At 73.0% G+C, this 25,793-nt stretch carries 21 protein-coding genes and 1 pseudogene; 10 read left to right on the forward strand and 12 right to left on the reverse strand.

Annotation, left to right across the window (positions count from 1 at the left end; translation table 11 throughout):
- Nucleotides 1–18: 18 nt before the first annotated feature.
- Nucleotides 19–1,917 (forward strand): M48 family metallopeptidase, encoded by a 1,899-nt coding sequence (locus PSEJ31_RS0102960; RefSeq protein ID WP_028914604.1) that lies wholly within the window; start codon nt 19–21, stop codon nt 1,915–1,917.
- A gap of 42 nt (nt 1,918–1,959) precedes the next feature.
- Here PSEJ31_RS0102960 and PSEJ31_RS0102965 read toward each other — a convergent pair whose 3' ends face one another.
- Nucleotides 1,960–3,546 carry a choline dehydrogenase gene (locus PSEJ31_RS0102965; protein ID WP_028914605.1) on the reverse strand — a complete coding sequence of 529 codons (1,587 nt, stop codon included), beginning with the start codon at nt 3,544–3,546 and terminating at the stop codon, nt 1,960–1,962.
- Between the two features lie 219 nt (nt 3,547–3,765).
- Here PSEJ31_RS0102965 and PSEJ31_RS0102970 point away from each other — a divergent pair, with 219 nt between their 5' ends.
- Nucleotides 3,766–5,115: an MFS transporter gene (locus PSEJ31_RS0102970; RefSeq protein WP_037034295.1), complete on the forward strand. Its 1,350-nt coding sequence runs from the start codon at nt 3,766–3,768 to the stop codon at nt 5,113–5,115.
- 123 nt (nt 5,116–5,238) lie between these two features.
- On the opposite strand, the gene PSEJ31_RS0102975 is transcribed toward PSEJ31_RS0102970, so the two are convergent.
- The 3 genes and pseudogenes from PSEJ31_RS0102975 to PSEJ31_RS0102985 all read right to left on the reverse strand — a co-directional run.
- The gene (locus PSEJ31_RS0102975; protein ID WP_028914607.1) at nt 5,239–5,715 is read right to left on the reverse strand and encodes a hotdog fold domain-containing protein; all 477 of its coding nucleotides are present in this window, start codon (nt 5,713–5,715) and stop codon (nt 5,239–5,241) included.
- 77 nt (nt 5,716–5,792) lie between these two features.
- Nucleotides 5,793–8,270, reverse strand: a complete 2,478-nt coding sequence (locus tag PSEJ31_RS0102980; RefSeq protein WP_028914608.1) for an acyl-CoA dehydrogenase — start codon at nt 8,268–8,270, stop codon at nt 5,793–5,795.
- Nucleotides 8,271–8,350: 80 nt separating this feature from the next.
- Nucleotides 8,351–9,193 (reverse strand): annotated as a pseudogene (locus tag PSEJ31_RS0102985) (alpha/beta hydrolase); the annotation flags it as partial.
- 164 nt (nt 9,194–9,357) lie between these two features.
- Here PSEJ31_RS0102985 and PSEJ31_RS0102990 point away from each other — a divergent pair.
- A complete protein-coding gene (locus PSEJ31_RS0102990; protein WP_019397505.1) occupies nt 9,358–9,954 on the forward strand; it encodes a TetR/AcrR family transcriptional regulator in 597 nt (198 codons plus the stop codon).
- 55 nt (nt 9,955–10,009) lie between these two features.
- Here PSEJ31_RS0102990 and pepQ read toward each other — a convergent pair whose 3' ends face one another.
- The 6 genes from pepQ to rph form a co-directional block, all read right to left on the reverse strand.
- Entirely contained in the window at nt 10,010–11,329 is a 1,320-nt protein-coding gene (gene pepQ, locus PSEJ31_RS0102995) for a Xaa-Pro dipeptidase (protein ID WP_019397504.1), read from the reverse strand.
- Nucleotides 11,330–11,387: 58 nt separating this feature from the next.
- Nucleotides 11,388–11,720: a PilZ domain-containing protein gene (locus PSEJ31_RS0103000; RefSeq protein ID WP_019397503.1), complete on the reverse strand. Its 333-nt coding sequence runs from the start codon at nt 11,718–11,720 to the stop codon at nt 11,388–11,390.
- The gene (locus PSEJ31_RS0103005; RefSeq protein ID WP_028914609.1) at nt 11,717–14,062 is read right to left on the reverse strand and encodes a DUF1631 domain-containing protein; all 2,346 of its coding nucleotides are present in this window, start codon (nt 14,060–14,062) and stop codon (nt 11,717–11,719) included. The genes PSEJ31_RS0103000 and PSEJ31_RS0103005 overlap by 4 nt, the downstream gene beginning before the upstream one ends.
- Before the next feature lie 97 nt (nt 14,063–14,159).
- Nucleotides 14,160–15,314, reverse strand: a complete 1,155-nt coding sequence (hemW, locus tag PSEJ31_RS0103010) for a radical SAM family heme chaperone HemW (protein WP_019398436.1) — start codon at nt 15,312–15,314, stop codon at nt 14,160–14,162.
- A gap of 21 nt (nt 15,315–15,335) precedes the next feature.
- Complete coding sequence (rdgB, locus tag PSEJ31_RS0103015; RefSeq protein ID WP_019398435.1) at nt 15,336–15,932, reverse strand: RdgB/HAM1 family non-canonical purine NTP pyrophosphatase; 597 nt, start codon at nt 15,930–15,932, stop codon at nt 15,336–15,338.
- Nucleotides 15,933–15,946: 14 nt separating this feature from the next.
- Nucleotides 15,947–16,672, reverse strand: a complete 726-nt coding sequence (rph, locus tag PSEJ31_RS0103020; protein WP_019398434.1) for a ribonuclease PH — start codon at nt 16,670–16,672, stop codon at nt 15,947–15,949.
- 117 nt (nt 16,673–16,789) lie between these two features.
- Between rph and PSEJ31_RS0103025 the strand changes: the two genes are divergently transcribed.
- A complete protein-coding gene (locus tag PSEJ31_RS0103025) occupies nt 16,790–17,653 on the forward strand; it encodes a YicC/YloC family endoribonuclease (RefSeq protein WP_019398433.1) in 864 nt (287 codons plus the stop codon).
- Between the two features lie 31 nt (nt 17,654–17,684).
- Here the strand turns inward: PSEJ31_RS0103025 and PSEJ31_RS0103030 are convergent, their stop codons facing one another.
- Both PSEJ31_RS0103030 and PSEJ31_RS0103035 read right to left on the reverse strand, forming a co-directional pair.
- Entirely contained in the window at nt 17,685–18,419 is a 735-nt protein-coding gene (locus PSEJ31_RS0103030) for an ABC transporter permease (protein ID WP_019398432.1), read from the reverse strand.
- Complete coding sequence (locus PSEJ31_RS0103035; protein ID WP_028914610.1) at nt 18,413–19,336, reverse strand: ATP-binding cassette domain-containing protein; 924 nt, start codon at nt 19,334–19,336, stop codon at nt 18,413–18,415. Before PSEJ31_RS0103035 ends, PSEJ31_RS0103030 begins: the two co-directional genes overlap by 7 nt.
- 318 nt (nt 19,337–19,654) lie before the next feature.
- Here PSEJ31_RS0103035 and gmk point away from each other — a divergent pair, with 318 nt between their 5' ends.
- The 6 genes from gmk to PSEJ31_RS0103065 all read left to right on the forward strand — a co-directional run bounded on the left by gmk (nt 19,655) and on the right by PSEJ31_RS0103065 (nt 25,763).
- On the forward strand, nt 19,655–20,293 hold the full coding sequence (gene gmk, locus PSEJ31_RS0103040; RefSeq protein WP_026010483.1) for a guanylate kinase: 639 nt from the start codon (nt 19,655–19,657) through the stop codon (nt 20,291–20,293).
- Between the two features lie 123 nt (nt 20,294–20,416).
- A complete protein-coding gene (gene rpoZ, locus PSEJ31_RS0103045; RefSeq protein ID WP_026010482.1) occupies nt 20,417–20,716 on the forward strand; it encodes a DNA-directed RNA polymerase subunit omega in 300 nt (99 codons plus the stop codon).
- Between the two features lie 152 nt (nt 20,717–20,868).
- Nucleotides 20,869–21,714 (forward strand): NAD-dependent epimerase/dehydratase family protein, encoded by an 846-nt coding sequence (locus PSEJ31_RS15605; RefSeq protein WP_037034298.1) that lies wholly within the window; start codon nt 20,869–20,871, stop codon nt 21,712–21,714.
- Between the two features lie 3 nt (nt 21,715–21,717).
- On the forward strand, nt 21,718–22,695 hold the full coding sequence (locus tag PSEJ31_RS0103055) for a glycosyltransferase family 2 protein (RefSeq protein WP_019398427.1): 978 nt from the start codon (nt 21,718–21,720) through the stop codon (nt 22,693–22,695).
- Nucleotides 22,696–22,797: 102 nt separating this feature from the next.
- Complete coding sequence (gene mrcB, locus PSEJ31_RS15610; RefSeq protein WP_037034301.1) at nt 22,798–25,233, forward strand: penicillin-binding protein 1B; 2,436 nt, start codon at nt 22,798–22,800, stop codon at nt 25,231–25,233.
- Nucleotides 25,233–25,763 (forward strand): tetratricopeptide repeat protein, encoded by a 531-nt coding sequence (locus tag PSEJ31_RS0103065; RefSeq protein WP_084220784.1) that lies wholly within the window; start codon nt 25,233–25,235, stop codon nt 25,761–25,763. The genes mrcB and PSEJ31_RS0103065 overlap by 1 nt, the downstream gene beginning before the upstream one ends.
- Nucleotides 25,764–25,793 lie beyond the last annotated feature (30 nt).

Consider the following 25,793-nt stretch of genomic DNA (forward strand, 5'->3'; position numbering starts at 1 on the left):
GACCAGGGAACGTCGACGATGAACTTCTTCGAACACCAGGAACGCGCGCGCCGCGGCTCGTTCCGGCTGGTGCTGCTGTTCGCGCTGGCCGTGGTCTGCATCGTGCTGGCGGTGGACGCGGCGGTGCTGCTGTTCACCGGCAGCACCGGCGCCGCGCTGGCGGCCACGGTCCTCACCCTGGCGGTGATCGGGCTGGGCTCGCTGTACCGGATCGCCTCGCTGCGTGGCGGCGGTGCCGCCATCGCCGCGCAGATGGGCGGCACCTGGGTGCCGGAGGACACCCTCGACCCGCAGCTGCGCCGGCTGCGCAACGTGGTCGAGGAAGTGGCCATCGCCTCCGGCGTGCCGGTGCCGCGCCTGTTCGTGCTGGAACAGGAAACCGGCATCAACGCCTTCGCCGCCGGCTACAGCCCCTCCGACGCGGCGATCGCGGTCACCCGCGGCGCGCTGGAGCGGCTCAACCGCGACGAGCTGCAGGGCGTGATCGCGCACGAGTTCAGCCACGTGCTCAATGGCGACATGCGCCTGAACATCCGCCTGGTGGGCGTGCTGTTCGGGATCATGATGCTGTCCCTGATCGGCCAGCGGATCCTGTTCCACGGGCGGCTGGGCCGCAGCCGGGACGGGCTGCCGCTGGTCCTGGCGGCGCTGGTGGCGGTGGTGGTGGGCAGCATTGGCGTGTTCTTCGGCCGCCTGATCAAGGCCGGCATCAGCCGCCAGCGCGAATACCTGGCCGATGCCTCGGCGGTGCAGTTCACCCGCCAGACCAGCGGCCTGGCCGGCGCGCTGAAGAAGATCGGCGGCCTGCGCCAAGGCTCGCACCTGGCCGACCGCGCCGAGGCCGAGGAGATCGGGCACATGCTGTTCGGCCAGGGCATGGCGCTGTCCTCGCTGATGGCCACGCACCCGCCCCTGGTCGAACGCATCCGCCGGCTGGAACCGTCGTTCGACCCGCAGCAGCTGCGCCAGCTGCAGGCGCGCTGGCACGCCGCCCCGCCCGATGGCCTGGCCGAGGACCTGGCCCTGGGGCTGGCCGCGCGTGATGCGGTGCCGGGCCTGCCGCCGCCGCTGCCGCCGCGCGAGGCGCGGATGGCGGTGGCGCCGGCCGCGGTCTCCGGGCAGGTCGCGGCGCCGGCCGAGGACGACTACCGCCAGGCGCACGGGCTGGTGGAGAACCTGGATCCGGAACTGCGGGCGCTGGCGCGCCAGCGCGAGGCGGCGATGCCGTTGCTGCTGGCCCTGGTGCTGGATGCGGACGCCGCGGTCGCCGCGCGCCAGCTGCAGGAGGTGGCCGCGCGCTGCGGCGAGGCAGTGGCCGCGCGCACCCGCCAGCTGCGCCAGGAGCGCCTGCAGGCGCTGCACCCGGCACTGCGCCTGCCGCTGGCGGCGCTGGCCTTCCCGGTGTTGCGCCAGCAGCCGCGGCCGCAGCTGGATGCCTTCCTCGGCGCGGTCGAGGCGATGGTGCACGCCGACGGCCGGGTCTCGGTGTTCGAGTACTGCCTGTCGCGGCTGCTGCAGGTGCAGGTGCGCGAGGCGCTGGATCCCTCGCGCCACGCGCGCTTCGGCCGCAACAAGGCGCCCGGCGTGCGCCGCGAGTTCGCCACCCTGCTGGCGGTGCTGGCCCAGGCCGGGCACCCGGGCGACCCGGAGGGCGCGCGCCGCGCCTACCTGGCCGGATTGCAGCGGGTGCTGCCGCGCGACCACCTGCCGTACGCGCCGCCGGCGCAGGGCGTGCAGGCGCTGGACACGGTGTGGGAGCCACTGGATGCGCTGGCGCCGCCGGCCAAGCAGGTGCTGGTCGAAGCGCTGGTCGATGCGGTCTCGCACGACGGCAAGGTCAGCGTGGCCGAGGCCGAGCTGCTGCGCACGGTATGCGGGGTCCTGCATTGCCCGCTGCCGGCGCTGCTGTCGCGCTGAAGCGCACCCGCGCCGCCGGCGACGGGGTGCGTGGTTGCAGGCTCAGGCGGCGCGGCCGCGCAGCAGGTCGGCGGCGCGCTCGGCGATCATGACCACCGGCGCATTGGTATTGCCGCCGGGCAGTTCCGGCATCACCGACGCGTCGACCACGCGCAGGCCGTCGATGCCGCGCACCCGCAGCTGCGGGTCCACCACCGCCTGCGCATCGCTGCCCATGCGGCAGGTGCCGGCCGGGTGGTAGATGGTCTCGGCCTTGGCGCGCACGAATTCCTCCAGCCCGGCATCGGACAGGTCGGTGCGCTGCGGGTGGATGGGGGCGCCCAGGTGGCGCGCCAGCGCCGGCTGCGACAGCAGCCGGCGCGACAGCTTCGCGCACTCGACCATCACCTTCAGGTCGAAGCCTTCCGGATCGGACAGGTAGCCTGCGTGGATCCTCGCCGGGCTGCGCGGATCGGCATCGCGCAACGCGATCCGGCCGCGGCTGCGCGGACGCAGGAAGCAGGCATGCACGGTCAGGCCGTCGCCGGCCAGGCGGTTGCGGCCGTGGTCGTCGAGCATGGCCGGCACGAAGTGGAACTGCACGTCGGGACGTGCGTCGGTGGCCAGCGCCGAGCGCACGAAGCCGCCGGCCTCGGCGATGTTGCTGGTGCCGGCGCCGCGGCGGCCGCGCAGGAAGTAGTCGAAGGCGATCTTCAGCTCGCTGGCGCGGTCGTAGCTCAGCCCCGGCGGGCAGTGGTGGAGGGTGCAGATGTCCAGGTGGTCCTGCAGGTTGGCGCCGACCCCGGGCAGGTCGGCCAGCACCGGGATGCCGAGCGCGCGCAGCTCGTGCGCCGGGCCGATGCCGGACAGCATCAGCAGCTGCGGCGAGTTGACCGCGCCGGCGCTGAGCAGCACTTCGCGTCCTGCTTCGGCACGGTGCGCGTGCGTGCCGGTCCGGTACTCGACCGCGCAGGCGCGTCCGTTCCGGACCACGATCCGGGTCACCAGCGCGCCGGTGGCGATTTCGAGGTTGGGCCGCGCCCGCGCCGGGGCCAGGTAGGCGGCCGCGGTGGAACAGCGCGCGCCGTCGCGCTGGGTGACCTGGTAGAAGCCGAAGCCTTCCTGCGAGGGGCCGTTGAAATCGTCGTTGCGCGGCCAGCCGGCCTGCACCCCGGCCTCGACGAAGGCCTCCGACAGCGGATTGCGGTGGCGCAGGTCGGACACCGCCAGCGGGCCGTCGGCGCCGTGCAGCGGCCCGGCACCGCGCGCGTTGCCCTCGGCGCGCAGGAAGTACGGCAGTACCGCTTCCCAGTGCCAGCCCTCGGCGCCGGCCGCGGCCCAGGCGTCGTAGTCGCCAGGCACGCCGCGGGTGTAGCACATGGCGTTGATCGAGCTGCAGCCGCCCAGCACCTTGCCACGCGGCCACCACAGCCGGCGTCCGTGCAGCTGCGGCTCCGGCTCGGTGCTGTAATCCCAGTTGATGCTGCGCTGGTTGACCAGCCGGCCGAGACCGGCGGGCATGTGGATGAAGGGGTGCCAGTCGCGCGGGCCGGCCTCCAGCAGCAGCACCCGGCAACCCGGGTCCTCGCTCAGCCGCGCGGCCAGCACGCAGCCGGCCGAACCGGCGCCGATGATCACGTAGTCGTACATGCGTTCCCCTGTTCCGCCGCGTGGCGTGGATGAATGCTGGCGGTGGCCCCGGCGGCGCGCAACCCGGCTCCGGCCTGGGAGGGGCCGGAATCCCCCTCTCCGCGGGAGGCGGCGCGCTTCCCTCTCCCGGTGCGAAGCGGGCTGCCGCTGGCGGCATTGCCCGGCATCGGCTAACTTGCGCGCCTTACGGCCGTCCCCCAGGCCGGCAGCCCAGGACGCATGACCCGAACCACCGACGCTCCGACCCGCCGCCGCGGCCTGCGGCAGGTGCTGGACCAGCTCGGGGTGGATTCGCCGGCCCTGTGGTGGTCGCTGCTGTATTTCTTCTGCCTGCTCACCGGCTACTACGTGCTGCGCCCGGTGCGCGAGGCGATGGCCGCCTCCAGCGACATCGAGGCGATCTTCCCGACGGCCATGATCGGGTTCTTCGCCCGGCGCGGCGTGTCCCTGGGCGAGTTCGCGCTGCAGGTGATCTTCACCTCGGTGTTCCTGATCATGCTGGTGCTGCAGCCGGTGTACGGCTGGCTGGTCAGCCGCTTCCCGCGGCGGGTGTTCCTGCCGGTCATCTACGGCTTCTTCATCCTCACCCTGCTGCTGTTCTATGCGATGTTCGACAGCGGCATGCCCGGGCGCGGGCTGGCCTTCATCCTCTGGATCACGGTGTTCAACCTGTTCGCGGTGGCCGTGTTCTGGAGCTTCATGGCCGACGTGTTCGACAACGTCCAGGCGCGCGCCTGCTACGGCTACATCGGCGCGGCCGGCACCGTCGGCGCCTTCCTCGGTCCGCTGCTGACCAAGGCCCTGGTGACCCGGCTCGGGGTGGCCAACATGATGCTGGTTTCGGCGGTCATGCTGGCGCTGTGCGTGGTCTGCCTGTTGCGCCTGCGGCACTACGCCGTGCGCCGCGAGCGCGCGCGCAAGCTGGCCAGCGGCGAGCAGCCGATGGGCGGCGAGGTCCTGGCCGGGCTCAAGCTGATCGCGCGCGAGCCGCTGCTGCGCTGGCTGGCGCTGATGGTGGTCATGGGCGTGGGCGTGGGCACCCTGCTGTACAACGAGCAGAACGCGATCGCCCGCGTCGCCTTCAGCAGCGCCGAGCAGCGCGCCGACTACTTCGCCACCCTGGACCTGGCGGTCAATACCCTGACCCTGGTGGTGCAGCTGCTGCTGACCCGGCGGATCCTGTCGCGCTTCGGCATCGCTCCCGCGCTGCTGATCCCCGGCTTCGCCATCATCCTCGGCTTCTCGCTGCTGGCCGCCTCGCCGCTGCCGCTGCTGGTGGCGGTGGTGCAGGTGGTGACCCGCGCCAGCGAGTTCTCCCTGGCCAAGCCGGCGCGCGAGACGATCTATACCCGCGTCGGCCGCGAGTGGCGCTACAAGGCCGGCGCGGCGATCGACACTGTGATCTACCGCGGCGGCGACCTGACCTTCGTCTGGCTGCACAAGCTGCTGTCGGCCTTCGGCTCCAGCGTGGTGTTCGGCGCGGGCCTGCTGGTGGCCGGCACCATGACCGTGGGCGCGTGGCGCCTGCTGCGCGAGGAGCGCAAGCTGCCGGCCGAGCGCGGGGGATGAGGCCGGCGGCGTCGCCGGCGCCGTCCGCGACCGTCGTCCCGGCGTACGCCGGGATCCAGAGCACTTGCGCAGCGCCGGTGACCTGCGTGCCCCGGGCGCGCTCTGCTTGCCCGGGCTACGCGGCTAGCGCGGTGGGCGCGGCGAGACCCACATGCTGATGCGGGCGCGGAACACGGCCTCGCCGGCGCTGTTGCGCGCCTCGACCCGCACCGGCAGGTCGTAGCCGGTCGTGGCCGCGACCAGCGGCGCTTCCAGCGTGGCCACGGCGTGGATGGTGCCGGCCGCCTTCTTCAGGTATTCCACCTGCATGCCGCGCGGGATCCAGCGCATGGATGGCGGCAGGCTGGCGTCGGTCATCAGTCCGGCGACCAGCTCGGCCAGGTTGCACAGGGCGATCGCGTGCACCGTGCCGATGTGGTTGGTGACCTTGCGCCGGTGGCGGATGCGGCCCTCGCAGCGGCCCGGTTCCAGCGCGGTGATGCGCGGGGCAATGCTGGCGAAGTAGGGCGCCTTGAGGCACACGGCGCGGGAGAACAGCCACTGGCCGGCGGGCCAGGCCTGCATGCGCCGGTACAGGCGCAACAGCGGGGTCTGGGACATGTCGCTTCCTCCATTGGCGGATGCCGGATACGAAGACGGCGGGCACAGGGCCCGCCGTCCTCGTCTTGCCTTGCCGGTCAGGCGGCGGCCTTGGGCCGGCCGTCGTTGCCGTAGCGGTCGTAGAAGCTGGCCGCGCGCAGCTCGTGGACGTCGAAGTCGTCCACGGTGATGGTGTCCAGGGTGATCTGGCGCAGCTCTTCCAGCAGCTTGCGCTCCTCGGCGGTGATCACGCCCTCGGCCACGGCCTCGTCGAGCTGGGCGTTGAAGTCCAGCGCCTCGATGCCCTTGGTCTTGAGCGCCTTGAGGAACTTGCGCTCCACCGGCTCGGCCTGCACGGCCTTGGCCAGGTAGCTGTCGATGCGGCCGCCGGGGTTGTTCTCGCACGGGGTCAGGAACACGCCCTGGCCCAGGCGGTCGCGCGCCTCGTTCGGGGTCATCAGCAGCGAGGCCACGCGGTGGTTCAGGCGGTCGCCGGGGGCCTCGGCGCGGCGGCCGAGCGGGAACACCAGCGCCCACAGCAGCCAGCCCACCGGGCGGATCGGGAAGTTGCGCAGCGCGTCCGACAGCGCCTTCTCGATCACGTGGAAGCTGTTGTACATGCTCCACGCCAGCAGCGGCTTGTCCGCTTCCGGGGTGCCCTCGTCGTGGTAGCGCTTGAGCACGGCGCCGGCCATGTACAGGTGGCTCAGCACGTCGCCCAGGCGGCCGGACAGGGATTCCTTGAACTTCAGCTTGCCGCCCAACAGCAGCATCGACACGTCGGTCATCAGCGCCAGGTTGGCCGAGTAGCGGTCGAGCTTGCGGAAGAACGGGCGGGTGTAGGCGTTGCCCGGCACGCTGCCGAACTTCGAGCCGGTCAGGCCCAGCCAGAACGAACGCACCGCGTTGGAGAAGCCGAAGCGGACGTGCCCGGCGAGGCTCTCGTCAAAGCTGGCGACGGCGGCCTTGCGGTCCTTCTCCTGGGCGGCCTTCATCTCCTTCATGACCCACGGATGGCACAGGATCGCGCCCTGGCCGAAGATCAGCAGGCTGCGGGTCATGATGTTGGCGCCTTCGACCGTGATGCTGATCGGGGCGGCCTGCCAGTTGCGGCCGGCGAAGTTGCGCGGGCCGAGGATGATGCCCTTGCCGCCGATCACGTCCATGGTGTCGGAGATGACCTCGCGGCCCATGCTGGTGCAGTGGTACTTGGCGATCGCCGAAGGCACCGAGGGCACGTCGCCGCGGTCGACCGCCGCGGCGGTGGCCTGCGACAGCGCGCTGACGGTGTAGGCCTTGCCGCCGATGCGGGCCAGCGCTTCCTCCACGCCCTCGAAGCGGCCGACCGACAGGCCGAACTGCTTGCGGATGCGGGCGTAGGCACCGGTGACGCGGGCGCCGAACTTGGCGCCGCCGGAGGCGGTGGACGGCAGGGTGATCGAGCGGCCCACGGCCAGGCACTCGTTGAGCATGTTCCAGCCCTTGCCGGCCATCTCGGCGCCACCGATCAGCTGGCTCAGCGGGATGAACACGTCCTTGCCGCGGATCGGGCCGTTCTGGAACGGCGAGTTCAGCGGGAAGTGGCGGCGGCCGATCTCGACCCCGGGGGTGTCACGCGGCACCAGCGCCAGGGTGATGCCGATGTCCTTGGTCTGCCCGATCAGGCCGTCCGGGTCGTACATGCGGAACGCCAGGCCGATCAGGGTGGCGACAGGGGCCAGGGTGATGTAGCGCTTGTCGAAGGTCAGGCGCACGCCCAGCACTTCCTGGCCCTGCCAGGTGTCCTTGCAGACGATGCCGTAGTCGGGGATGGAGGTGGCGTCGGAGCCGGCGAACGGGCCGGTCAGGCCGAAGCACGGCACTTCCTCGCCCACCGCCAGGCGCGGCAGGTAGTAATCCTTCTGCTCCTTGGTGCCGTAGTGGTTGAGCAGCTCGCCCGGGCCCAGCGAGTTGGGCACGCCGACGGTGGAGCTGACCACCGAGGAGATCGAGGCGATCTTCTGGATCACCTTGTGGTGGGCCAGCGCGGAGAAGCCCAGGCCGCCGTACTCCTTCGGGATGATCATGCCGAAGAACTTGTTCTTCTTGATGAACTCCCACATCTCCGGCGGCAGGTCCGCGTGGACGTGGGTCAGTTCCCAGTCGTTGATCATCTTGCACAGCTCTTCCACCGGGCCGTCGAGGAAGGCCTGCTCCTCGGCGGTGAGCTGCGGCTTGGGATAGGCGAGCAGCTTCTGCCAGTCCGGGTCGCCGGTGAACAGCTCGCCCTCGAAGCCGACCGAGCCGGTCTCCAGGGCGATGCGCTCGGTCTGCGACAGCGGCGGCAGGATCTTGCGGAACACGTTCAGCAGCGGGGCCACGATCAGCGGCTTGCGGATGAACGGCAGCAGCAGCGGCACGGCGATTACCGCGGTGATGATCGCCATCACCAGGGTGGTGGTCTGGTGCGCGCCCAGCCACCAGCAGGCGGCCAGGGCGATGGCCTGCAGCACGGCCCAGGTTATCAGGCGCATGCGGTGGTAGGCGGCGAACCCGCTGATCAGCAGGAAGGCCAGGATTGGCGCGGCAATGCTCATGGTAAAGCTCCGTTGACGGACGCTGGATCGGAGGGCGCGGCGCAACGGCCGGTGTGCCCCGTACCGTCCAGTTCGCCCAGGTAGTCCAGCAGGGTGGCGGTAAAACGGTCGTTGTCGTCGCCGGCAAGCATATGCGTGGCGCCGGCGATGCGGACATGGCGCGCGTGCGGCACCAGTCCGAGGAACTCGTCGACGGTGGCGTCGGACACCAGGTCGCTGCGGCCGCCGCTCAGCAGCAGCAGCGGACAGCGTACCGCACGGGCGGCCGCGGACAGTTCGTCCTGGTGGCGCTCGCCGTCGCGTGCCAGCTCGTCCACCAGGCGGCGGTCCCAGTGCCACTGCCAGCGGCCGTCGGCGCCCTGGCGCAGCACCTCGCGCAGGGCCGCCTCGCTCTTGCGCGCGCGCCCGGGCAGGTAGGCGGCGATCGCGTCGGCGGCCTCGTCCAGCGAGGCGAAGCCTTCCGGGAAGGCGCTGATGAAGCCGAGGATGCGCTGCATGCCGGCCGCTTCCCAGCGCGGGGTGATGTCGACCAGCACCATGGCGCGGAACAGGCCCGGCCAGCGTGCCTCGGCGGCCAGCCCGAACAGGCCGCCCATCGAGGCGGCCACCAGCACCGGCGGCTGCGGCAGCTCGCCGGCGACCACGATCAGGTCGTCGATGAACTGCTGCGCGGCATAGGCCAGGTCCGGCGGATTGCGGTCCGAGCCGCCATGGCCGCGGGCGTCGTAGGCCAGGGCGCGGTAACCCCGCTGCGCGACGCGCCCTGCGCTGGCGCTCCAGGCGCGGCGGGTCTGGCCGAAGCCGTGCGCGAACAGCACTGCCGGCGCATGGCAGTCGCCATGGCAGGTGGCAGCCAGTTCCAGGCCGGCGCCGGACAGGCGCAGCTCGTGGCTGCCGGGGGCAGGGGTCGGGGGAAATACCATACCCAATGGTATGGATGCGTTTCACGCAAAGTCAATACGAAGGCGTATGGCAGTGCAGCATGCACCGTATGGTGCCGGCGGTGGTGCTGCAAATCCCTGTCAGGCCTCGGTTTCCGCGGAAACGGCATACTGCAACGCACCTCGCCGTATGGTTAAATCCGCCCATGGATACCACCACCGCGCCCGCCACCCCGCCCGCCACGCCCGCGCGTGGCGCCCGTCTCAGCGCCGCCGATTGGGCCCAGGCCGCGCTGGATGTCATTGCCGAACAGGGCGTGTCCGCCGTCGCGGTGGAGCCGCTGGCGCGCCGCCTGGGCGTGACCAAGGGCAGCTTCTACTGGCACTTTCCTTCACGCGATGCGCTGCTGCAGGCCGCGCTGGAGCGCTGGGAAGAGGTCGAGCAGGAACAGGTGTTCGGCAGCCTGGAGGAAGTGCCGGATCCGCGCGAGCGCCTGCGCAAGCTGTTCCAGCTGGTCGGCCACGAGACCAAGCCGCACGCGATCTACAGCGAGTTGCTGCGCGCGCTGGAGCATCCGGCCGTGGGTCCGGTGATCCAGCGGGTCTCGCAGCGCCGCCAGGACTACCTCACCGCGTCGTTCCGCCAGGCCGGCCTCGGCCGCAGCGAGGCGGTGAACCGCGCGCGCCTGACCTATGCCGCCTACGTCGGCTTCCTGCAGCTGCGCCCGCAGCAGCCGAAGATGACCCACGAGGAGTTCGAGGAATACCTCGAGCACGTGATCAACACGCTGATCCCGAACTGAGGGGACGGCTGGAAGGCGAAGGGCCCGCGCGAGCGGGCCCTTCGCTTTTTGCGGCTTATCCGGCGAACGCGGCGCGGGTGAGGTTCTCCGGCGCCGCCTCCGTGCACAGCACGTCGTCCTCGATGCGGATGCCGCCGTAGGGGCGGAAGAAATCCACCCGCGCCCAGTCCACCGCGTCGGCGTGGCCGCGGGCCTTCACCTCGTCCAGCAGCATGTCGATGAAGTAGATGCCCGGCTCGATGGTGACGACCATGCCCGGCTCCAGGACGCGGGTCATGCGCAGGTAGGGATGCCCGGCGGGACGGTCGATCGTGCCGCCGCGGTCGCTGGCGGCGAACCCGGCCACGTCGTGCACCTGCAGCCCCAGCGGGTGGCCCAGGCCGTGCGGGAAGAACGCCGCGCTCACCCCGGTGGCAAGCGCCGCTTCCGGCGACACCTTCAGCACGCCGAACTCGCGCAGGATGCCCATCAGCGCCAGGTGCGCGTCGAGGTGCAGCTGGCGGTAGTCGGCGCCGGCGCGCACGCCGGCGCACATCGCCTGCTGCGCGGCGTCCACAGCGTCGATCATGGCCTGGAACTCGCTGGCGCAGTCGCCGGCGTAGGTGCGGGTGATGTCGGCGGCATAGCCGCAGTGGCTGGCGCCGGCATCGATCAGGAAGCTCAGCGACTCCGCCGGGGCCACGCGGTCCAGTTCGGTGTAGTGCAGCACCGCGCCGTGGGTGTTGAGCGCGACGATGTTCTGGTACGGCACCTCGGTGGCGTCCTGCTGCGCGGCGGCGCAGTAGGCCATGTGGATCTCGAACTCGCTGGCGCCGGCGCGGAAGGCGCGCTCGGCGGCGCGGTGGGCGCGCACCGCGCGGCGCTGGGCCAGGCGCATCAGCGCGACCTCGTACGCGGTCTTGTACGAGCGCTGGTAATGCAGGTAGTCCAGCGCCGGTTGCGGGTTGTCGGGGACGTAGTCGCCCAGGGCGCTGTTGGCCTCGCCGATGATCGCGCTGCGCGCGGCAGGCGGCAGCAGCGGCAGCGCCTCCTCCGGGGTGCGGATCACCTGCACCTCCACGTGCTCCACCCACCAGCCGCTGGGCGCCTCCGGCACCACGTGCCAGTAGTCGCGCGGCTGCAGGTAGATCAGCCTGGGCTTGTGCCCGGGGGTGTACACCAGCCAGCTGTCGGCGACGCTGGTCAGCGGCACCCAGTGCTTGAAGTGCGGGTTGGCCGCGAACGGGTAGTCGCGGTCGTCGAAGGCCTGGTAGTGGCGGCGCCCGCTCGGCACCAGCAGGTGCTCGCGGCCGCAGCGGGCCAGCGCCTCGTCGGCGCGCGCGCGCAGGGTGGCCAGGTGCTGGGGGTAGAGGGCGGCGATCTCGGTGGCGTTCATCGGGGGCAGTACGGCGGAAAGCGCCCATTCTGCCCCAGCGCATGCGCCGCTGCCGCCGTCAGGCCTCGGCCTCGACCCAGGCGCGCACCCGCGCGCGGTGCACCTCGGAGATGGCCAGGAAGCGGAAGCCGCACCAGGCCTGGCCCGGGGTGTTGGCCGGCGCCGACCACAGCAGGTGCACACCGACGTCGATTGGATCGCCCGGGTCGTCGAGCACGAACCGGAGCTGGTACAGCGCGTCCTCGCGCAGCGGCGCCGCGGCGAGCAGCAGCAGGCCGCCCTCGGACAGGTTGCCGAGGTGGCCGACCACGGCGCCGGCCATCACGTCTTCCACCGGCACGCTGCCGGGCACCTGGCGCCGCCGCCCGCGGCGGGCATCCTCGTTGTTCATGCACCTGCTCCCGATGGCGCCGGCTCCGCGCGCCCGGCCAGCCCGCGCAGCAGGCGCAGGGTGGCGTGCCAGGCGCGGTCGACCAGGCGGCTGCGTTCCTCGGTGACCACCCGCGCCTGGCCGGCGGCCATCATCCGCGCCAGCGCGTCCAGCGAATGTTCGGCCACCTTCTGGCCGCGGGTGTTGACGAACAGCGCGTGGTCGGTGACCGGGCTGTACCAGGACAGCCGCTGCCGCCGCACCTCGCCCTGGGCGCCGAGGCTGAATTCGAACCAGGTGCCGAACGGCAGTGCCCGCACCTGGTCGTAGCAGGCCTGCTCCCCGGCGCTGCGCGGCGGCAGCGGCTCGCTGCGACGTGCCGCGTCCTCGCCCAGGCGCGCGCGCGCCTTGAGCCGCGCGGTGAGCTCGGTGCGCGAGGTGACCTCGTCGTCCTCGCTGCGCGACAGGCGGCGGGCGATCGCGCCGGCCTCGTCCTCGTGGTAGCCGACCTGGCGCAGCGCGGCCTCGATCTGCGTGCCCAGTGCCGAGTCGGGCGCGGCTTCCGGATCGCAGGTGACCTCGACGATGCGCGCGGTGGCCGCGGTGCGCTCGCGCCATTCCGGCGAGTCCTCGCCGTGGCGCAGGGCGGTGAGGGTGAGCACGTCGGCCCAGGCCTGGTTGAGCAGGGCCTGGACGAACTGCGGTGGCCTGCGCCCGGCCAGGCAGGCGCGGATCGCGGCGTCGGCCTGGTGCTTGGCACCGGCCAGGCGGTCGCGCCCGCGCGCGGCCTCCACCTGGCGGCGCTCGCTGACCTCGGCCTTGCGCAGCATCGCGCGCTGCTGTTCCTGGACCTCCTGGTTGGCCAGTTCGAACACCGCCGGGTCGCCGTCGTAGGCCTCGACCACCCGCTGCACCACCTGCTCCAGGCGCTGCACCAGCTGCGGGTCGGCATCGTCCTCGCCCAGCCAGGTGGCGCCGGACTCGGCCACCGAGTTGAGCAGTTCGCGCGCCGGGTGGCGCTCGGCGACGAAGAAGCCCTGGTCCTGCAGCGCGGCGCGCGCCAGCGGCACCTGCAGCCGTTCCAGCAGGTCCTGGGCCGGTGCGTCGCCGCGCACCTGGCGGCCGATCTCCTGGTAGAGGATGGACAGCAGGTCGAACGCGTCCTCGTGTTCCGGCGGCAGTGCGGCGGCCGGCCCGTGCTCGGCGCGCAGCCGCGCCAGGGTGGCCTCGCGCAGGTCCTGCATGGTGCGGCGGCGCTGGCCGCGGGCGCGCGCCAGCGGCAGCGATTGCAGGCTGCCCAGCACCTGGGTGACCAGTTGCGGCGGCAGCACCTGCGGCGGGACCGCCGGTCCGGGTGCCGCTGGGCGGGTGGCGGCGCGGTGCGCGGCCAGCAATTCGCGCATGGCGGCGAACGCGGCCTGCACTTCCTTCGGGTCGCCGTCCGCGCTGGCGATGGCGGGCGTGGCCTCTCCGGCCGCGGCCGCGGGCGCGGTGCCGGCAGCCGCCCCTGGCGGCATGCCCCCCGGCAGGCCGGCCAGCGCCCGGCCCCAGCCCGCGCCGCGACCCTGGCCGTGCCAGCCGGTCATCGGCCGCGGGCGGTTCGCGGCCTGCGCCGGCGTGCTGCGCCGCTGCGGGGCGCTGGCACGCGGTGGACGGTAGGGCGTGTACACCAGGCCCGGCAGCACCCCGGCGCGGTCGAGCAGGGCATTGAGCTGGCGGGCGAACTCGCCGTGCAGGTCCATCACCTGGCGTTCGAACTGGCGGTACAGCAGCAGCTGCGCCTCCGGCGGCAGCTGCAGCGCGTCGCCAGCCGTGCGCAGGCACTGGCACAGCGCATGCGGTCCCAGCGGCAGCTGCTCCAGCTCGAACGCCGGCGTGGCGGCCAGCACGGCGAAGCGCTGCGCCAGCAGCAACAGCTCGCTGCCGCCGCGCTGCACCTGGCGGCGGGCGATCTCGCGCAGGACGATGGCGCGGTCCAGTTCGGTGTCCTCGACCAGGGCCAGTGCCGGCCCGGGCGCGGGTTCGGCCGGTTCGGCGGGCTCGGCCGGCGGCGGTGCGCGCAGGCCGGCCAGGCTGCCTTCAAGTGCGGCGAGGAAGCGCGGCTGGAAGGCGGCGCGGTGCTGGCGCAGCAGGCGCATCGCATCCAGGCGCTCGGCCTGCTCGCTGCTGCTGCGCGCGCCCTCGGCCAGGCTGAAGAGCTGGTTTTCCAGCCCGTCCAGAGTGGCCTCCAGCCACGGCCCCAGCTGCGTGGCGGCCAGCTCGCGCACCTGCAGGAGGATGGCGCGCACGCGCGCCGGCAGGGCGGCGTCGGCCAGCGCCGGGAATGCCGGGTGGCCCGGCGTTGGTCGGTTGGTGGCTTGCATTCTGTGACCGCGTTCCCCCTTGGGCGGTATTTAGCACGTTTCCATGCGGGGCGGCATGGCGCGCCGCACCGCGGTCCCGGCGGGGCCGGGGATGGTCTCAGAGGAACAGGGAAATCACGTCGTTGGCGAAGCGCCGCCCCAGTGCGGTGGGCGCCACCCGCTCGCCCTCGAGCTGCAGCCAGCCGCGGCCGCGGGCCTGTTCCAGCGCCGGCGCCAGATGCGCGCGCGGCAGTCCGGTGCGCACCTCGAAGTCGGCCAGGGCGAAACCCTCGTGCAGGCGCAGGGCGTTGAGCATGTACTCGAACGGGCGCTGCTCCGGGGCGATGCGGTCGTCGCCGCCGATCGCCTGGGCGGTGCCGGCGGCGGCCATCCAGGTGGCCGGGTGCTTGTGCTTCCAGCGGCGCAGGATGGCCTGTTCGGCGCCGAGGGTGATCTTGCCGTGGGCGCCGGCGCCGATGCCCAGGTAGTCGCCGTAGCGCCAGTAGTTGAGGTTGTGCGCGCACTGCCGGCCCGGGCGGGCGTAGGCGCTGGTCTCGTAGTGGACGTAGCCGGCGTCGGCCAGCAGGGCCTGGCAGCGCTCCTGCATGTCCCAGGCCAGGTCGTCGTCCGGGATGCCTTGCGGCGGCCGGGCGAAGAACACGGTGTTGGGTTCCAGCGTCAGCTGGTAGTGGCTGATGTGCGCCGGCTGCAGGGCGAAGGCACGTTCCAGGTCGCGCTCGGCCATGGCCAGGTCCTGGCCGGGCAGGGCGTACATCAGGTCCAGGTTGAGGTTGTCGAAACCGGCGTCCTGGGCCAGCTTCACCGCGGCCTCGGCCTCGGCGCTGTCGTGGATCCGGCCCAGGCGCTGCAGGCAGCCGTCGTCGAAGCTCTGGATGCCGAAGCTGATCCGGTTCACCCCGGCGGCGCGGTAGCCCTCGAAGCGGTCGTGCTCGGCGGTGCCGGGATTGGCCTCCAGGGTGATTTCCGCGTCCGGGGCGAAGCGCAGGCGCGCGGCGGCGGCCGAGAGGATGGCCTCGATCGCCGCGGCCGGGAACAGGCTGGGCGTGCCTCCGCCGAAGAACACGCTGTGCACGGTGCGGCCCCAGACCAGGGGCAGGTCGTGTTCCAGGTCGCGTACCAGCGCGGCCACATACTCGTCGAACGGCAGTCCGCCCCTGGCTCCGTGCGAGTTGAAGTCGCAATACGGGCACTTGCGCACGCACCAGGGCAGGTGCACGTACAGCGACAGCGGCGGCGGGATCAGGTCGGGCATGGCAGGCTCGCGCCGGCGCGCTCAGCCAAGCACTTCGGGCAGGCGCGCGCGCAGCAGTTCCAGCGCCTTGCCGCGGTGGCTGATGCGGTTCTTCAGCTCCATCGGCATTTCCGCCGCGGTCAGCCCGTGCGCGGGGTCCAGGAACACCGGGTCGTAGCCGTGGCCGCCGCTGCCGCGGCGTTCGCGGATGATGCGCCCGCGCCACTGCCCCTCGACCAGCAGCGGCTGCGGGTCTTCGGCATGGCGCAGCACCACCAGCACACACTGGAAGTGGGCGCCGCGGCGCGGGTCGTCGACCCCGTCGAGCGCGGCCAGCAGCTTGTCGATGTTGCGTTGCGGGTTGGCCGGCTCGCCGGCATAGCGCGCCGAGTACAGGCCCGGCGCGCCGCCGAGGGCGTCCACGCACAGCCCGGAGTCGTCGGCCAGCGCCGGCAGGCCGGTGACGCGGGCCGCGTGGCGCGCCTTGATCAGCGCGTTCTCGACGAAGGTCAGCCCGGTCTCCTTGGCGTCCTCGACGCCCAGGTCGGACTGCGCGACCAGCTCGATCCCGCTGTCGGCCAGCAGGTGGTGCAGTTCGTCGAGCTTGCCGCGGTTGGAGGAGGCCAGGACCAGCTTCATCGCATGCTCCCGCCTCAGCCGGCCAGGGCCTGGCGCTGCAGTTCCAGCAGCTGGCCGATGCCGCGCTCGGCCAGGCCCAGCAGCGCGTCCAGTTCGTCGCGGCGGAAGGCATGGCCCTCGGCCGTGCCCTGCAGCTCGATGAAGCCGCCGCCGTCGTTCATCACCACGTTCATGTCGGTGTCGCAGTCGCTGTCCTCGGCGTAGTCCAGGTCCAGCACCGGCACGCCGCGGTATACGCCGACCGAGATCGCGGCGACCGCGCCGTGGATCGGGTCGCGGGAAATCTCGCCGCGCGCCAGCAGCCAGCGCACCGCGTCCGCCAGCGCCACGTAGGCCCCGGTGATGGCGGCGGTGCGGGTGCCGCCGTCGGCCTGCAGCACGTCGCAGTCCAGGGTGATGGTGCGCTCGCCCAGGGCGCCGCGGTCGACGCAGGCGCGCAGGGCGCGGCCGATCAGGCGCTGGATCTCCAGGGTGCGGCCGCCCTGCTTGCCGCGCGCGGCCTCGCGCTCGGATCGGGTGTGGGTGGAGCGTGGCAACATGCCGTACTCGGCCGTCACCCAGCCCTCGCCCTTGCCGCGCAGGAATGCCGGCACCTTGTTGTCGATGCTGGCGGTGCACAGCACGCGGGTGTCGCCGAAGCTGACGAGCACGGAGCCTTCGGCGTGGCGGGTGAAGCCGCGTTCGATGCGCACGGGGCGCAGCTGGTCGGGGGCGCGGCCACTGGGGCGGACGACGGTCATGTGTGGTTTCCGTAGGCGGGGCCCCGGCGGTCCGCCGGCGGGGCCGGCGAAGGCGGCAGGGTGCCGCGGCGGGCCGGCTAGATTAACATTCGCCCCCTGCCAAAGACGGATTCCCGCATGATCCGCAGCATGACCGCCTTCGCCAGCGGCGAACGTGGTACCTCCTGGGGCGTGCTCTCCTGCGAGTTGCGCTCGGTCAACCACCGCTTCCTGGAGACCGGCCTGCGCCTGGCCGACGAGCTGCGCGCGCTGGAACCGGTGCTGCGCGAGCGCGTGGCCGCGCGCGTGCAGCGCGGCAAGCTGGACCTGGTGATGCGCCTGCGCGCGCCGGAAGGCGCCGCCGGGCTGGCGGTCAACGAGGCCCTGCTGGCGCAGCTGGGCGAGCTGGCCCAGCGCCTGGACGCGCGCTTCCCCAACCTGCAGGTGCAGTTCACCGACCTGCTGCAGCTGCCGGGCGTGCTGCAGACCCCGGTGGCCGACGGCGAGGCGCTGCAGGCGCAGGCGCTGGAGCTGCTGGACCAGGTGCTGGACGAGTTCATCGCCGCGCGCGAGCGCGAGGGCGCGGCGCTGGCCGCCGCGATCCGCGAGCGGGTCGACGCGGTGGAGCGCATCGCCGGCGAAGTGCGCGCGCTGGTGCCGGACATCCGCGAGGGCCAGCGCGCCAAGCTGGCCGCGCGCCTGGCCGACCTGCCGCACCCGGTGGACCCGGGCCGCGCCGAGCAGGAGCTGGTGCTGTGGCTGCAGAAGCTGGACGTGGACGAGGAGCTGGACCGCCTCGCCAGCCACGTCGCCGAGATCCGCCGGATCCTCTCCGGCAAGGCGCAGGCCGTGGGCCGCCGCCTGGACTTCCTGCTGCAGGAGTTCAACCGCGAGGCCAACACCCTCGGTTCCAAGTCGGTCGACGCCCGCACCTCGGCCGCCGCGGTCGAGCTGAAGGTGCTGATCGACCAGATCCGCGAGCAGGTGCAGAACATCGAGTGAGCCGCGCGGGGGGCCGCGCGCCGGATGGCGCTCAGGCGATCTCGCGCCGCGACAGCCACCAGGCGGTCAGCGGGAACAGCACCGCCGCCAGCATGGGTCCGAGCAGCACCGCCGCGTCGCGCATGGCCTCATGGCCGCCGTTGCTGGCCGCCACCGGATAGGCCCAGGGCAGCCAGTACCAGTATTGCGAGGCGCCGAGCTGCATCGCCGCCAGGGTGGCCACCACCGACACCGCCAGCGGGGTGACCACCGAGCGCAGGCGCCAGCTCAGCGCATGCTGCAGCGCCACCACCGGCAGCGCCGCCAGCGGCGCCGCCCACAGCCGCGGCAGCTGGGCCTGCAGCGCCGTTTCCAGCGGGAATCCGGCCAGGCCGAGGATGCCGGTGCCCAGCGCGAGGGCGAGCAACAACGCCAGCTGCGCGGCCGCCAGCAGCAGCACCGAGACCATGGCCTTGGCCGCGTACAGCTCCAGCCGGCCGACCGGCAGGCTGAGCATCAGCCGCCAGGTCTGGTTGCGGTGCTCGTTGCCGTTGACCAGCGCGGTGCACAGGCCGATGTAAAGCGGCAGCATGAGCAGGCTCCACAGCGCCGACGCGCTGCCCCACAGCATCGACCACTGCGCGGCGGTCATGCCGTCCGGGGTGATCCGGCGCAGGGCCATCCCGAACATCAGCGCCACCACCGCCGCCGGGCAGGCCACGGTGGTCAGCAGCACCAGCGAGCGGCGCAGCTTGAGCAGTTCGACCAGGCAAAGGCGGATCAGCATGCGACGGCTCCCCCGGAGGCGGTCATCTGCAGGAACCACTGCTCCAGCGTCGGCTTGCGCAACACCGACTGGTAGAGCACGACCCCGGCCTGCACCAGCTGCGAGTTGAGCAGGCCGGCGCGGTCGCGGTCGACGTCGGCCACCAGCACCCGGTTGGGGCTTTCGGCGCGGGCGGCGTAGCCCAGCGCCTGCAGCGTGCGCGAGCCGCGTTCGGCGTCGTCCACGTCCAGGGCCAGGACCCCGGCGAGCTGGCGTTCCAGTTCGCCGGCCGAGGCCTGCAGCCGGATCGTGCCTTCGTGCAGCACGGCCAGGTGGGTGGCGGTCTTCTCCACCTCGTCCAGGTAGTGGCTGGCGAAGAAGATGGTGCAACCGGCGGCTTCGGGGAGGCCGGAGAGCAGGGCGCGGATGTCGCGGATGCCGTCCGGGTCCAGGCCGTTGGTGGGCTCGTCCAGGACCAGCAGGCGCGGACGCCCCAGCAGGGCATGGGCCAGCGCCAGCCGTTGCCGCATGCCCAGCGAATAGTGCTCGATCCGCTGCCGGCGGTCGGGGCGCAGTCCGACCAGTTCCAGCGCGCGGTCGATCTCGCTGCGCGGCAGCTGCTTCAGGCACGGGCCGATGGACAGGAACTCGCGCGCGGTGAGGTTGGGGTAGCTGCTGGGCGCCTCGATCAGGCAGCCCATCTGCGCCAGCACCTCGCGCCGGTGCTGGCGGATGTCCTTCCCCAGCACGCGGATGCTGCCGCGGTCCGGCGCGGCCTGGCCGGCAAGCAGGCGGATGGTGGTGGACTTGCCATGCCCGTTGTTGCCGAGGAAGGCGAACACGCTGCGCTCGGGGACCACCAGCTGCAGGTCCTTCAGTATCCGCCGTGGGCCGTAGGACTTGTCGACGGCCTGCAGTTCGATCGCTGCACTTGGCATGGGGCGTGGGCTCCTGGCTGCCCGCCGCAAGCCGTGGTCCAGCGCACGCCGGCGTCGGGGCGTTGGCGGCGAGCATGCCAAGCGGCCGCAAACGCGGTAAACCCAACCAACGACAGGGGCTGCGCGCAAAAGCGTGGCGGCGCCGGGGGCCGGCCGGGGCGGGGGGGTCTGCTACCATTCGCGCCCCGTTACCCCATACACGCGGCCCCGGGTCCCAGGCGCGGCAATGGCGCCAGACCCGCCCGGGGCCTGGAGAAGTGGCACCGGTCCCCAGGCCCGAGTTCGCGCCGCCGGGCCGGTGCAGGACAGCCGATGAGCATGCGCGGAACCCTCTTCATCGTTGCGGCGCCTTCCGGCGCCGGCAAGTCCAGCATCGTCAACGCGGTGCTGTCGCGCGATCCGGCCATCCGGCTGTCGATCTCCTTCACCTCGCGCGCGCCGCGCCCGGGCGAGCGCCATGCCGAGCACTACCACTTCGTCAGCGAGGAAGAGTTCCAGCGCATGATCGACGCCGGCGACTTCTTCGAGTACGCCCGCGTGCACGGCGACTGGAAGGGCACGGCGCGGCAGTCGGTGGAGCCGCAGCTGGCGGCCGGCCACGACGTGCTGCTGGAGATCGACTGGCAGGGCGCGGCCCAGGTGCGGGCCAAGGTCCCCGACGCGGTCAGCGTGTTCATCCTGCCGCCGTCGCGGGAGGCGCTGGAGCAGCGCATGCGCAAGCGCGGCCAGGACAGCGACGAGGTCATCGCCCGCCGCCTGGCGGCCGCGCGCGAGGAGATGTCGCACTACGGCGAGTTCGACTACGTGATCGTCAATGAGGTGTTCGAGACCGCGGTGGACGAGATGTGCGCGATCTTCGTCGCCAGCCGCCTGCGCCGCGGCCAGCAGCAGCAGCGCCATGCCGGCCTGATCCGCGCCCTGCTCGGGCAGGACCCCGGCGCCGGCCCCGCTGCCTGAACGCAAGTCCCTGAACGGAAAGGAAGAACCGGCGCCGGGCCTTGCCGCGGAGGCGGCGGCGCGGGTAAACTCCGCCTCCATTTCCCCAGACACGAGTGGCGACCGCAGTCGCCTGGAACCCCTATGGCCCGTATCACCGTTGAAGATTGCCTGGAAGTGGTCAACAACCGCTTCGAACTGGTCATGATGGCCGCCAAGCGCGCCCGCCAGCTGGCCAATGGCGTGCCGGCCACGATCGAGAACGAGGACGGCGACGACAAGCCGACCGTGCTGGCGCTGCGCGAGATCGCCGCCCGCACCGTCGACGCCAACCTGATCGACGAAGTGGAGAAGGCCGAGCGCGAGCGCGCCGAGCGCGAGGCGCTGGAGTGGGCCGCCGCCGAGGTCGTCGCCGACGACGACCTGTCCAAGGGCGACGACTGAGCCGCGCCCGCCTGCATCGCCACACCCGACGGCCCGCCTCGCGCGGGCCGTCTTCGTTGCGGCCGTTCATGCGCCGGAGGACCGGCCGGCGGGGCCGCACGCTATAGTCCGACGCCGCCGCGCCGGCGCCCGCCACCCAGTCCGCAGCCGCCATGCCCGTCCTCGTCATCGGCGCCACCAGCCAGATCGGCCACTTCCTGCTGCCGCGCCTCGCCGCCGGCGGCGATGGCGTGCTCGCGCTCAGCCGCCATCCACGGCCGGCACGGGCCGGGGTGCAGTGGCTGCAGGGCCAGCTGCCGGGACCGATGCCGGAACTGCCGCCGCTGCGCGCGGTGGCCAGCTTCGCCCCGCTGGACACGCTGGCGCAGTGGCTGTCCGGCCTGCAGTCCGCGCCCGCGCCGCGGGTGGTCGCCACCAGCTCGATGAGCGTGCTGACCAAGCGCGATTCCGCACTTCCGGCCGAGCGCGAGCTGATCGGCCGCCTGGCCGCCGGCGAGGCCGAACTGGAACGGCAGTGCCGGCGCCTGGGCATGGCCTGGACCGTGCTGCGCCCGACCCTGATCTACGGCGCCGGGCTGGACCGCAGCCTGACTCCGATCGCGCGGCGCGCCGCGCGCACCCGCCTGTTCCCGCTGCCGGCCGGCCGCGGCCTGCGCCAGCCGGTGCATGCCGACGATCTCGCCACGGCGGTCCTCGCCTGCATCGATACCGGCGCCGCCGACGGCCGCATCCTTGCCCTGGGCGGCGGCGAGCGCCTGCCGGCGGCGGAGATGTTCGCGCGGGTGCGCGCCAGCCTGCCGTTCGCCACCGTGCCGCTGCCGCTGGGGCGGCCGCTGCTGCGACTGCTGGCGGCGCTGCTGCCGGGCGCGCGCGGGCCGGTGTCGCGGCTGGACCGCGACCTGGTCGCCGACAACGCCGAGGCCAGCGCCCTGCTGGGCGTGGCGCCGCGCCCGTTCCGGGTCGACGCCTCGATGTGGCGCATGGACGCGGAGGGCTGAGCGGTGCGCGTGTCGGTGGTGCTGTGCACCTACAACGGCGAGCGCTTCCTCGGTCCGCAGCTGGAGAGCCTGCTGGCGCAGCTGCGCCTGCCCGACGAGATCGTGGTCCAGGACGATGCCTCGTCCGACGGCACCTGGGAGCGGCTGCAGGCCTTCGCCGCGCGCGCGCGGGTGCGCGGGGTGGCGGTGGAGCTGCAACGCAACCCGGCCAACCTCGGCTACGTGCGCAACTTCGAGCGCGCGCTGCAGCGCGCCCGCGGCGACCTGGTGTTCCTCTGCGACCAGGACGACGTCTGGCACCCGGAGAAGATCGCGCGCATGGCCGCGCGCTTCCTCGCCGAACCGGAACTGGGCCTGCTGCACACCGACGCGCGCCTGGTCGACGCCGATGGCGCCTGGCTGGGCGTGGACCTGCTGCAGGCGCTGGAGGTGTCCCCGGCGGAACTGGAGATGGAGCACTCCGGCCGCGCCTTCGACCTGCTGATGCGGCGCAACCTGGTCACCGGCGCCACCACCGCGCTGCGCGGCGCGCTGCTCGGGCGCCTGCTGCCGGTGCCGGAGGGCTGGGTGCACGACGAGTGGCTGGCGATCGCGGCGGCCACCCAGGCCCGGGTCGACTGCATGCCCTGGGCCTCGATCGACTACCGCCAGCATGGCAGCAACCAGATCGGCGCGCGCCCGCGCCGCCTGGTCGAGCGCCTGGCCTACGGCTGGGTGGCGCGGCGGGTCTCGCTGGAGCGGCTGTGCGTGCTGTACCGCTCGTTCCTGCAGCGCATCGACGAGGGTGGGCTGGCGGTGGAACCGGAAGTGCGCGAGGCGGTGGCGCAGCGCCTGCGGCACGCGCTGGCGCGCGCGCGCCTGCCGCGTTCGCCGCTGCGCCGGCTGGCCTCGGTGCGCGAGGAACTGGGCAGCGGCCGCTACGCGCGGTTTTCCTTCGGCCTGCGCTCGGCCGCCGGCGACCTGCTGGGGCTGCGGGTATGAGCTGTGGTGGCGCCGGCGCGCACCCGGCGGCCGTTCAGCCCCCCGACCGGGCGCGCGCCGATCTCGGGTTAGACTCCGCCCGTTCCTGATCCTGGTATTCCTGTGCCTCGACGTTCTACCGCCGGAGATACCGCCCGCGCGAAGTCCCCCGGGGCGTCCGCCTGGCGCGGCCGCCTGCTGACCGTGGTGCTCGCGGCCGCCGCCCTGGCGGCCGGGTTCCTGGTCCCGTACACGGTCCACCTCAACAACCAGGTGACCGAGCGCTTCGGCGCCCTGCAGTGGCAGATCCCCACCCGCGTGTACGCGCGCCCGCTGCACCTGCGGCCGGGCCTGGCGCTGGACGAGCGCACCCTGCGCACCGAGCTGGACGCGGCCGGCTACCAGGAGGACGGCGAGGGCCGGCGCCAGGGCAGCTACCACGTCGACGGCGCCCGCTTCACGATCTCCAGCCGCGGCTACGCCGACATCGACGGCGTGGTGCCGCCGCGGCGGATCGAGGTCAGCCTGTCCGGCGGCAAGGTCTCGCGCCTGCGCGATGCCGGAAGCGGCCAGGCGATCAAGGCCGCGCGCCTGGACCCGGCGCGGATCGCCACCCTCTACGGCCAGCGCCAGGAAGAACGGCGCCTGGTGCGGATCGAGGAAGTGCCGGAACTGCTGACCACCGGCCTGCAGGCGGTGGAGGACCGCGACTTCGCCCGCCACCACGGCATCGACGTGTCCGGCATGCTGCGCGCACTGCTGGTCAACCTGCGCTCGGGCGAGAAGAAGCAGGGCGCCTCCACCCTGACCCAGCAGCTGGCCCGCAGCGGCCTGCTGGGCATCGGCAAGGAGCAGACCTGGAGCCGCAAGTTCAACGAGATCCTGTACGCGCTGATCCTGGAGGCGCGCTACGACAAGCGCACGATCCTGGAGACCTACCTCAACCAGGTCTACCTGGGCCAGCGCGGCGGGCAGGCGATCCACGGCGTGGCTTCCGGCGCCGAGTTCTGGTTCGGCCGCGACCTGGACGACCTGACCACCGAGCAGACCGCGCTGCTGATCGGCCTGGTCAAGGGCCCGTCCTACTACGACCCGCGCCGCCACCCGCAGCGCGCGCTGGAGCGTCGCAACGTCGCCCTGTCGATGATGCACGCCACCGGCCTGATCGACGACGCCGAATACGAGCGCGCGCGCAAGGCGCCGCTGGGCGTGACCGCGCGCCCGGGCGTGGCCGCGGCCAACCGCTTCCCCGGCTACATCGACCTGGTGCGCCGGCAGCTGGCCAGCGACTACCCGGAAAGCGCGCTGCAGGGCGCCGGCCTGACCGTGCTCACCGGCATGTCGCCCTCGGCCCAGGCCTATGCCGAGGGCGCGGTGGCGCGCACCCTGGAGGCGCTGCAGACCGGCAAGCGCCCGCCGCTGGAGGCGGCGGTGGTGGTGACCGACGTGCGCGGCGGCGACGTGCTGGCGGTGGTCGGCGGCCGCAACGCCGAGCTGCACGGCTTCAACCGCGCGGTCGAGGCGCAGCGGCCGGTCGGCTCGCTGCTCAAGCCGTTCGTGTACCTGCTGGCGCTGGCGCAGCCGCAGCGCTTCTCGCTGGCCAGCTTCGTCGAGGACGCCCCGGTCACGGTCGAGCTGGGACGCGGCCGGCGCTGGTCGCCGGGCAATTCCGACAACCGCAGCCACGGCACGGTGCGGCTGGTGGACGCGCTGGCGCATTCCTACAACCAGGCCACGGTGCGGGTGGGCATGCAGGTCGGCCCGGACCGCCTGGCGCAGCTGCTGAAGGTGCTGGCGGGGATCGAGGCCGAACCCAATCCCTCGCTGATCCTCGGTTCCACCGACCAGAGCCCGTACGCGATGACCCAGCTGTACCAGTTCCTCGCCTCCGGCGGGCAGGTGCAGCCGCTGCGCGCGGTGCGCGGCGTGCTCGACCCGGAAGGCCGGCTGCTCAAGCGCTACGACACCGCGCCGGCGCCGGCCCAGGAGGGCGACTCGATCGCCGCCCGCCTGGTGACCATCGCCCTGCAGCAGGTGGTCAACAGCGGCACCGCGCGCCAGCTGCAGCGCGACGGCCTCGGCCGCCTGTCCCCGGCCGGCAAGACCGGCACCAGCAACGACGGCCGCGACAGCTGGTTCGCCGGCTACACCGGCGACCACCTGGCAGTGGTCTGGGTCGGCAACGACCAGAACCAGCAGACCGGCCTGTACGGCGCCACCGGCGCGATGCGGATCTGGTCGGGCCTGTTCTCGCGCCTGCCCAGCTCGCCGCTGCAGGTCGATGGCAAGGGCGTGGAATGGCACTGGGTGCAGGCCGAGGGCTCCTACGTCACCGACGCCGATTGCCCCGGCGCGCGCCGGCTGCCGTTCGTGGCCGGCACCGCGCCGGACTACGCGCCGTGCACCCCGGACTACCTGCCGCTGCCGCTGGATGGCACCGCGCCGCCGCCGGCGCAGGCGCAGGAGCGCCAGCCGGGCTTCTGGCGGCGCCTGTTCGGCGGCGGCCGCGCCGCCGATCCGCAACAGGCGCCGGCCCCGGCGCAGCCGCCTGCGCCATAATGGCCGGCATGCAAGCCTTCCCCCGTTTCCCCGCCGCAGCGGCCGCCTGCCTGCTGCTGGCCGCCTGCGGTACCACGCCCGCGCCGCCGGCCCCGGCCGTGCCCGAGGTGACCCCGGCGCAGCGCCTGGCCGCGGTCCAGGCCGCCGCCGGCGCCGCCGACACCGAACTGGACGTGCAGCCGCTGCGCGACCCGCAGGTCGCCGACCTGCGCGAGCGCGCCGCCGCGGCGCTGGCTGCCGGCCAGGCCGAAGCCGCCGCCGAGGCCCTCAACCAGGCCCTGCTGGCCACCCCCGACGACCCGGCGGTGCTGCAGGAGCGGGCGGAGGTGGCGCTGTTGCAGGGCCAGTACGACCGCGCCGAGACCCTGGCCCGGCGCGCCTATGACCTCGGCTCGCGGGTCGGGCCGATGTGCCGGCGGCACTGGGCCACCATCGAGCAGTCGCGGCTGGCGCGCGGCCAGGCGGAGAATGCCGCCTCGGCCAGGGCGCAGCTGGCCGCCTGCACCGTCCCGGGCGTGCAGCGGTTCTGACGGCGGCGGCCGCGGCGTACCCCGCCGCCG

The sequence above is a fragment of the Pseudoxanthomonas sp. J31 genome, assembly GCF_000510725.1.
GTDB lineage: Bacteria > Pseudomonadota > Gammaproteobacteria > Xanthomonadales > Xanthomonadaceae > Pseudoxanthomonas.

Excerpts from the sequence above, each read along its gene's own strand:
- PSEJ31_RS0103030 (WP_019398432.1), bottom strand. The coding sequence starts at position 18,419 with ATGCTGATCCGCCTTTGCCTGGTCGAACTGCTCAAGCTGCGCCGCTCG.
- rph (WP_019398434.1), bottom strand. The coding sequence starts at position 16,672 with ATGACCGTCGTCCGCCCCAGTGGCCGCGCCCCCGACCAGCTGCGCCCC.
- PSEJ31_RS0103000 (WP_019397503.1), bottom strand. The coding sequence starts at position 11,720 with ATGAACAACGAGGATGCCCGCCGCGGGCGGCGGCGCCAGGTGCCCGGC.
- PSEJ31_RS0102990 (WP_019397505.1), top strand. The coding sequence starts at position 9,358 with ATGGATACCACCACCGCGCCCGCCACCCCGCCCGCCACGCCCGCGCGT.
- rdgB (WP_019398435.1), bottom strand. The coding sequence starts at position 15,932 with ATGAAGCTGGTCCTGGCCTCCTCCAACCGCGGCAAGCTCGACGAACTG.
- PSEJ31_RS0103035 (WP_028914610.1), bottom strand. The coding sequence starts at position 19,336 with ATGCCAAGTGCAGCGATCGAACTGCAGGCCGTCGACAAGTCCTACGGC.
- PSEJ31_RS0102980 (WP_028914608.1), bottom strand. The coding sequence starts at position 8,270 with ATGAGCATTGCCGCGCCAATCCTGGCCTTCCTGCTGATCAGCGGGTTC.
- pepQ (WP_019397504.1), bottom strand. The coding sequence starts at position 11,329 with ATGAACGCCACCGAGATCGCCGCCCTCTACCCCCAGCACCTGGCCACC.
- PSEJ31_RS0102970 (WP_037034295.1), top strand. The coding sequence starts at position 3,766 with ATGACCCGAACCACCGACGCTCCGACCCGCCGCCGCGGCCTGCGGCAG.
- PSEJ31_RS0102965 (WP_028914605.1), bottom strand. The coding sequence starts at position 3,546 with ATGTACGACTACGTGATCATCGGCGCCGGTTCGGCCGGCTGCGTGCTG.
- PSEJ31_RS0103025 (WP_019398433.1), top strand. The coding sequence starts at position 16,790 with ATGATCCGCAGCATGACCGCCTTCGCCAGCGGCGAACGTGGTACCTCC.
- hemW (WP_019398436.1), bottom strand. The coding sequence starts at position 15,314 with ATGCCCGACCTGATCCCGCCGCCGCTGTCGCTGTACGTGCACCTGCCC.
- PSEJ31_RS0103065 (WP_084220784.1), top strand. The coding sequence starts at position 25,233 with ATGGCCGGCATGCAAGCCTTCCCCCGTTTCCCCGCCGCAGCGGCCGCC.
- PSEJ31_RS0103005 (WP_028914609.1), bottom strand. The coding sequence starts at position 14,062 with ATGCAAGCCACCAACCGACCAACGCCGGGCCACCCGGCATTCCCGGCG.
- rpoZ (WP_026010482.1), top strand. The coding sequence starts at position 20,417 with ATGGCCCGTATCACCGTTGAAGATTGCCTGGAAGTGGTCAACAACCGC.
- PSEJ31_RS15605 (WP_037034298.1), top strand. The coding sequence starts at position 20,869 with ATGCCCGTCCTCGTCATCGGCGCCACCAGCCAGATCGGCCACTTCCTG.
- PSEJ31_RS0102975 (WP_028914607.1), bottom strand. The coding sequence starts at position 5,715 with ATGTCCCAGACCCCGCTGTTGCGCCTGTACCGGCGCATGCAGGCCTGG.
- PSEJ31_RS0102960 (WP_028914604.1), top strand. The coding sequence starts at position 19 with ATGAACTTCTTCGAACACCAGGAACGCGCGCGCCGCGGCTCGTTCCGG.
- gmk (WP_026010483.1), top strand. The coding sequence starts at position 19,655 with ATGCGCGGAACCCTCTTCATCGTTGCGGCGCCTTCCGGCGCCGGCAAG.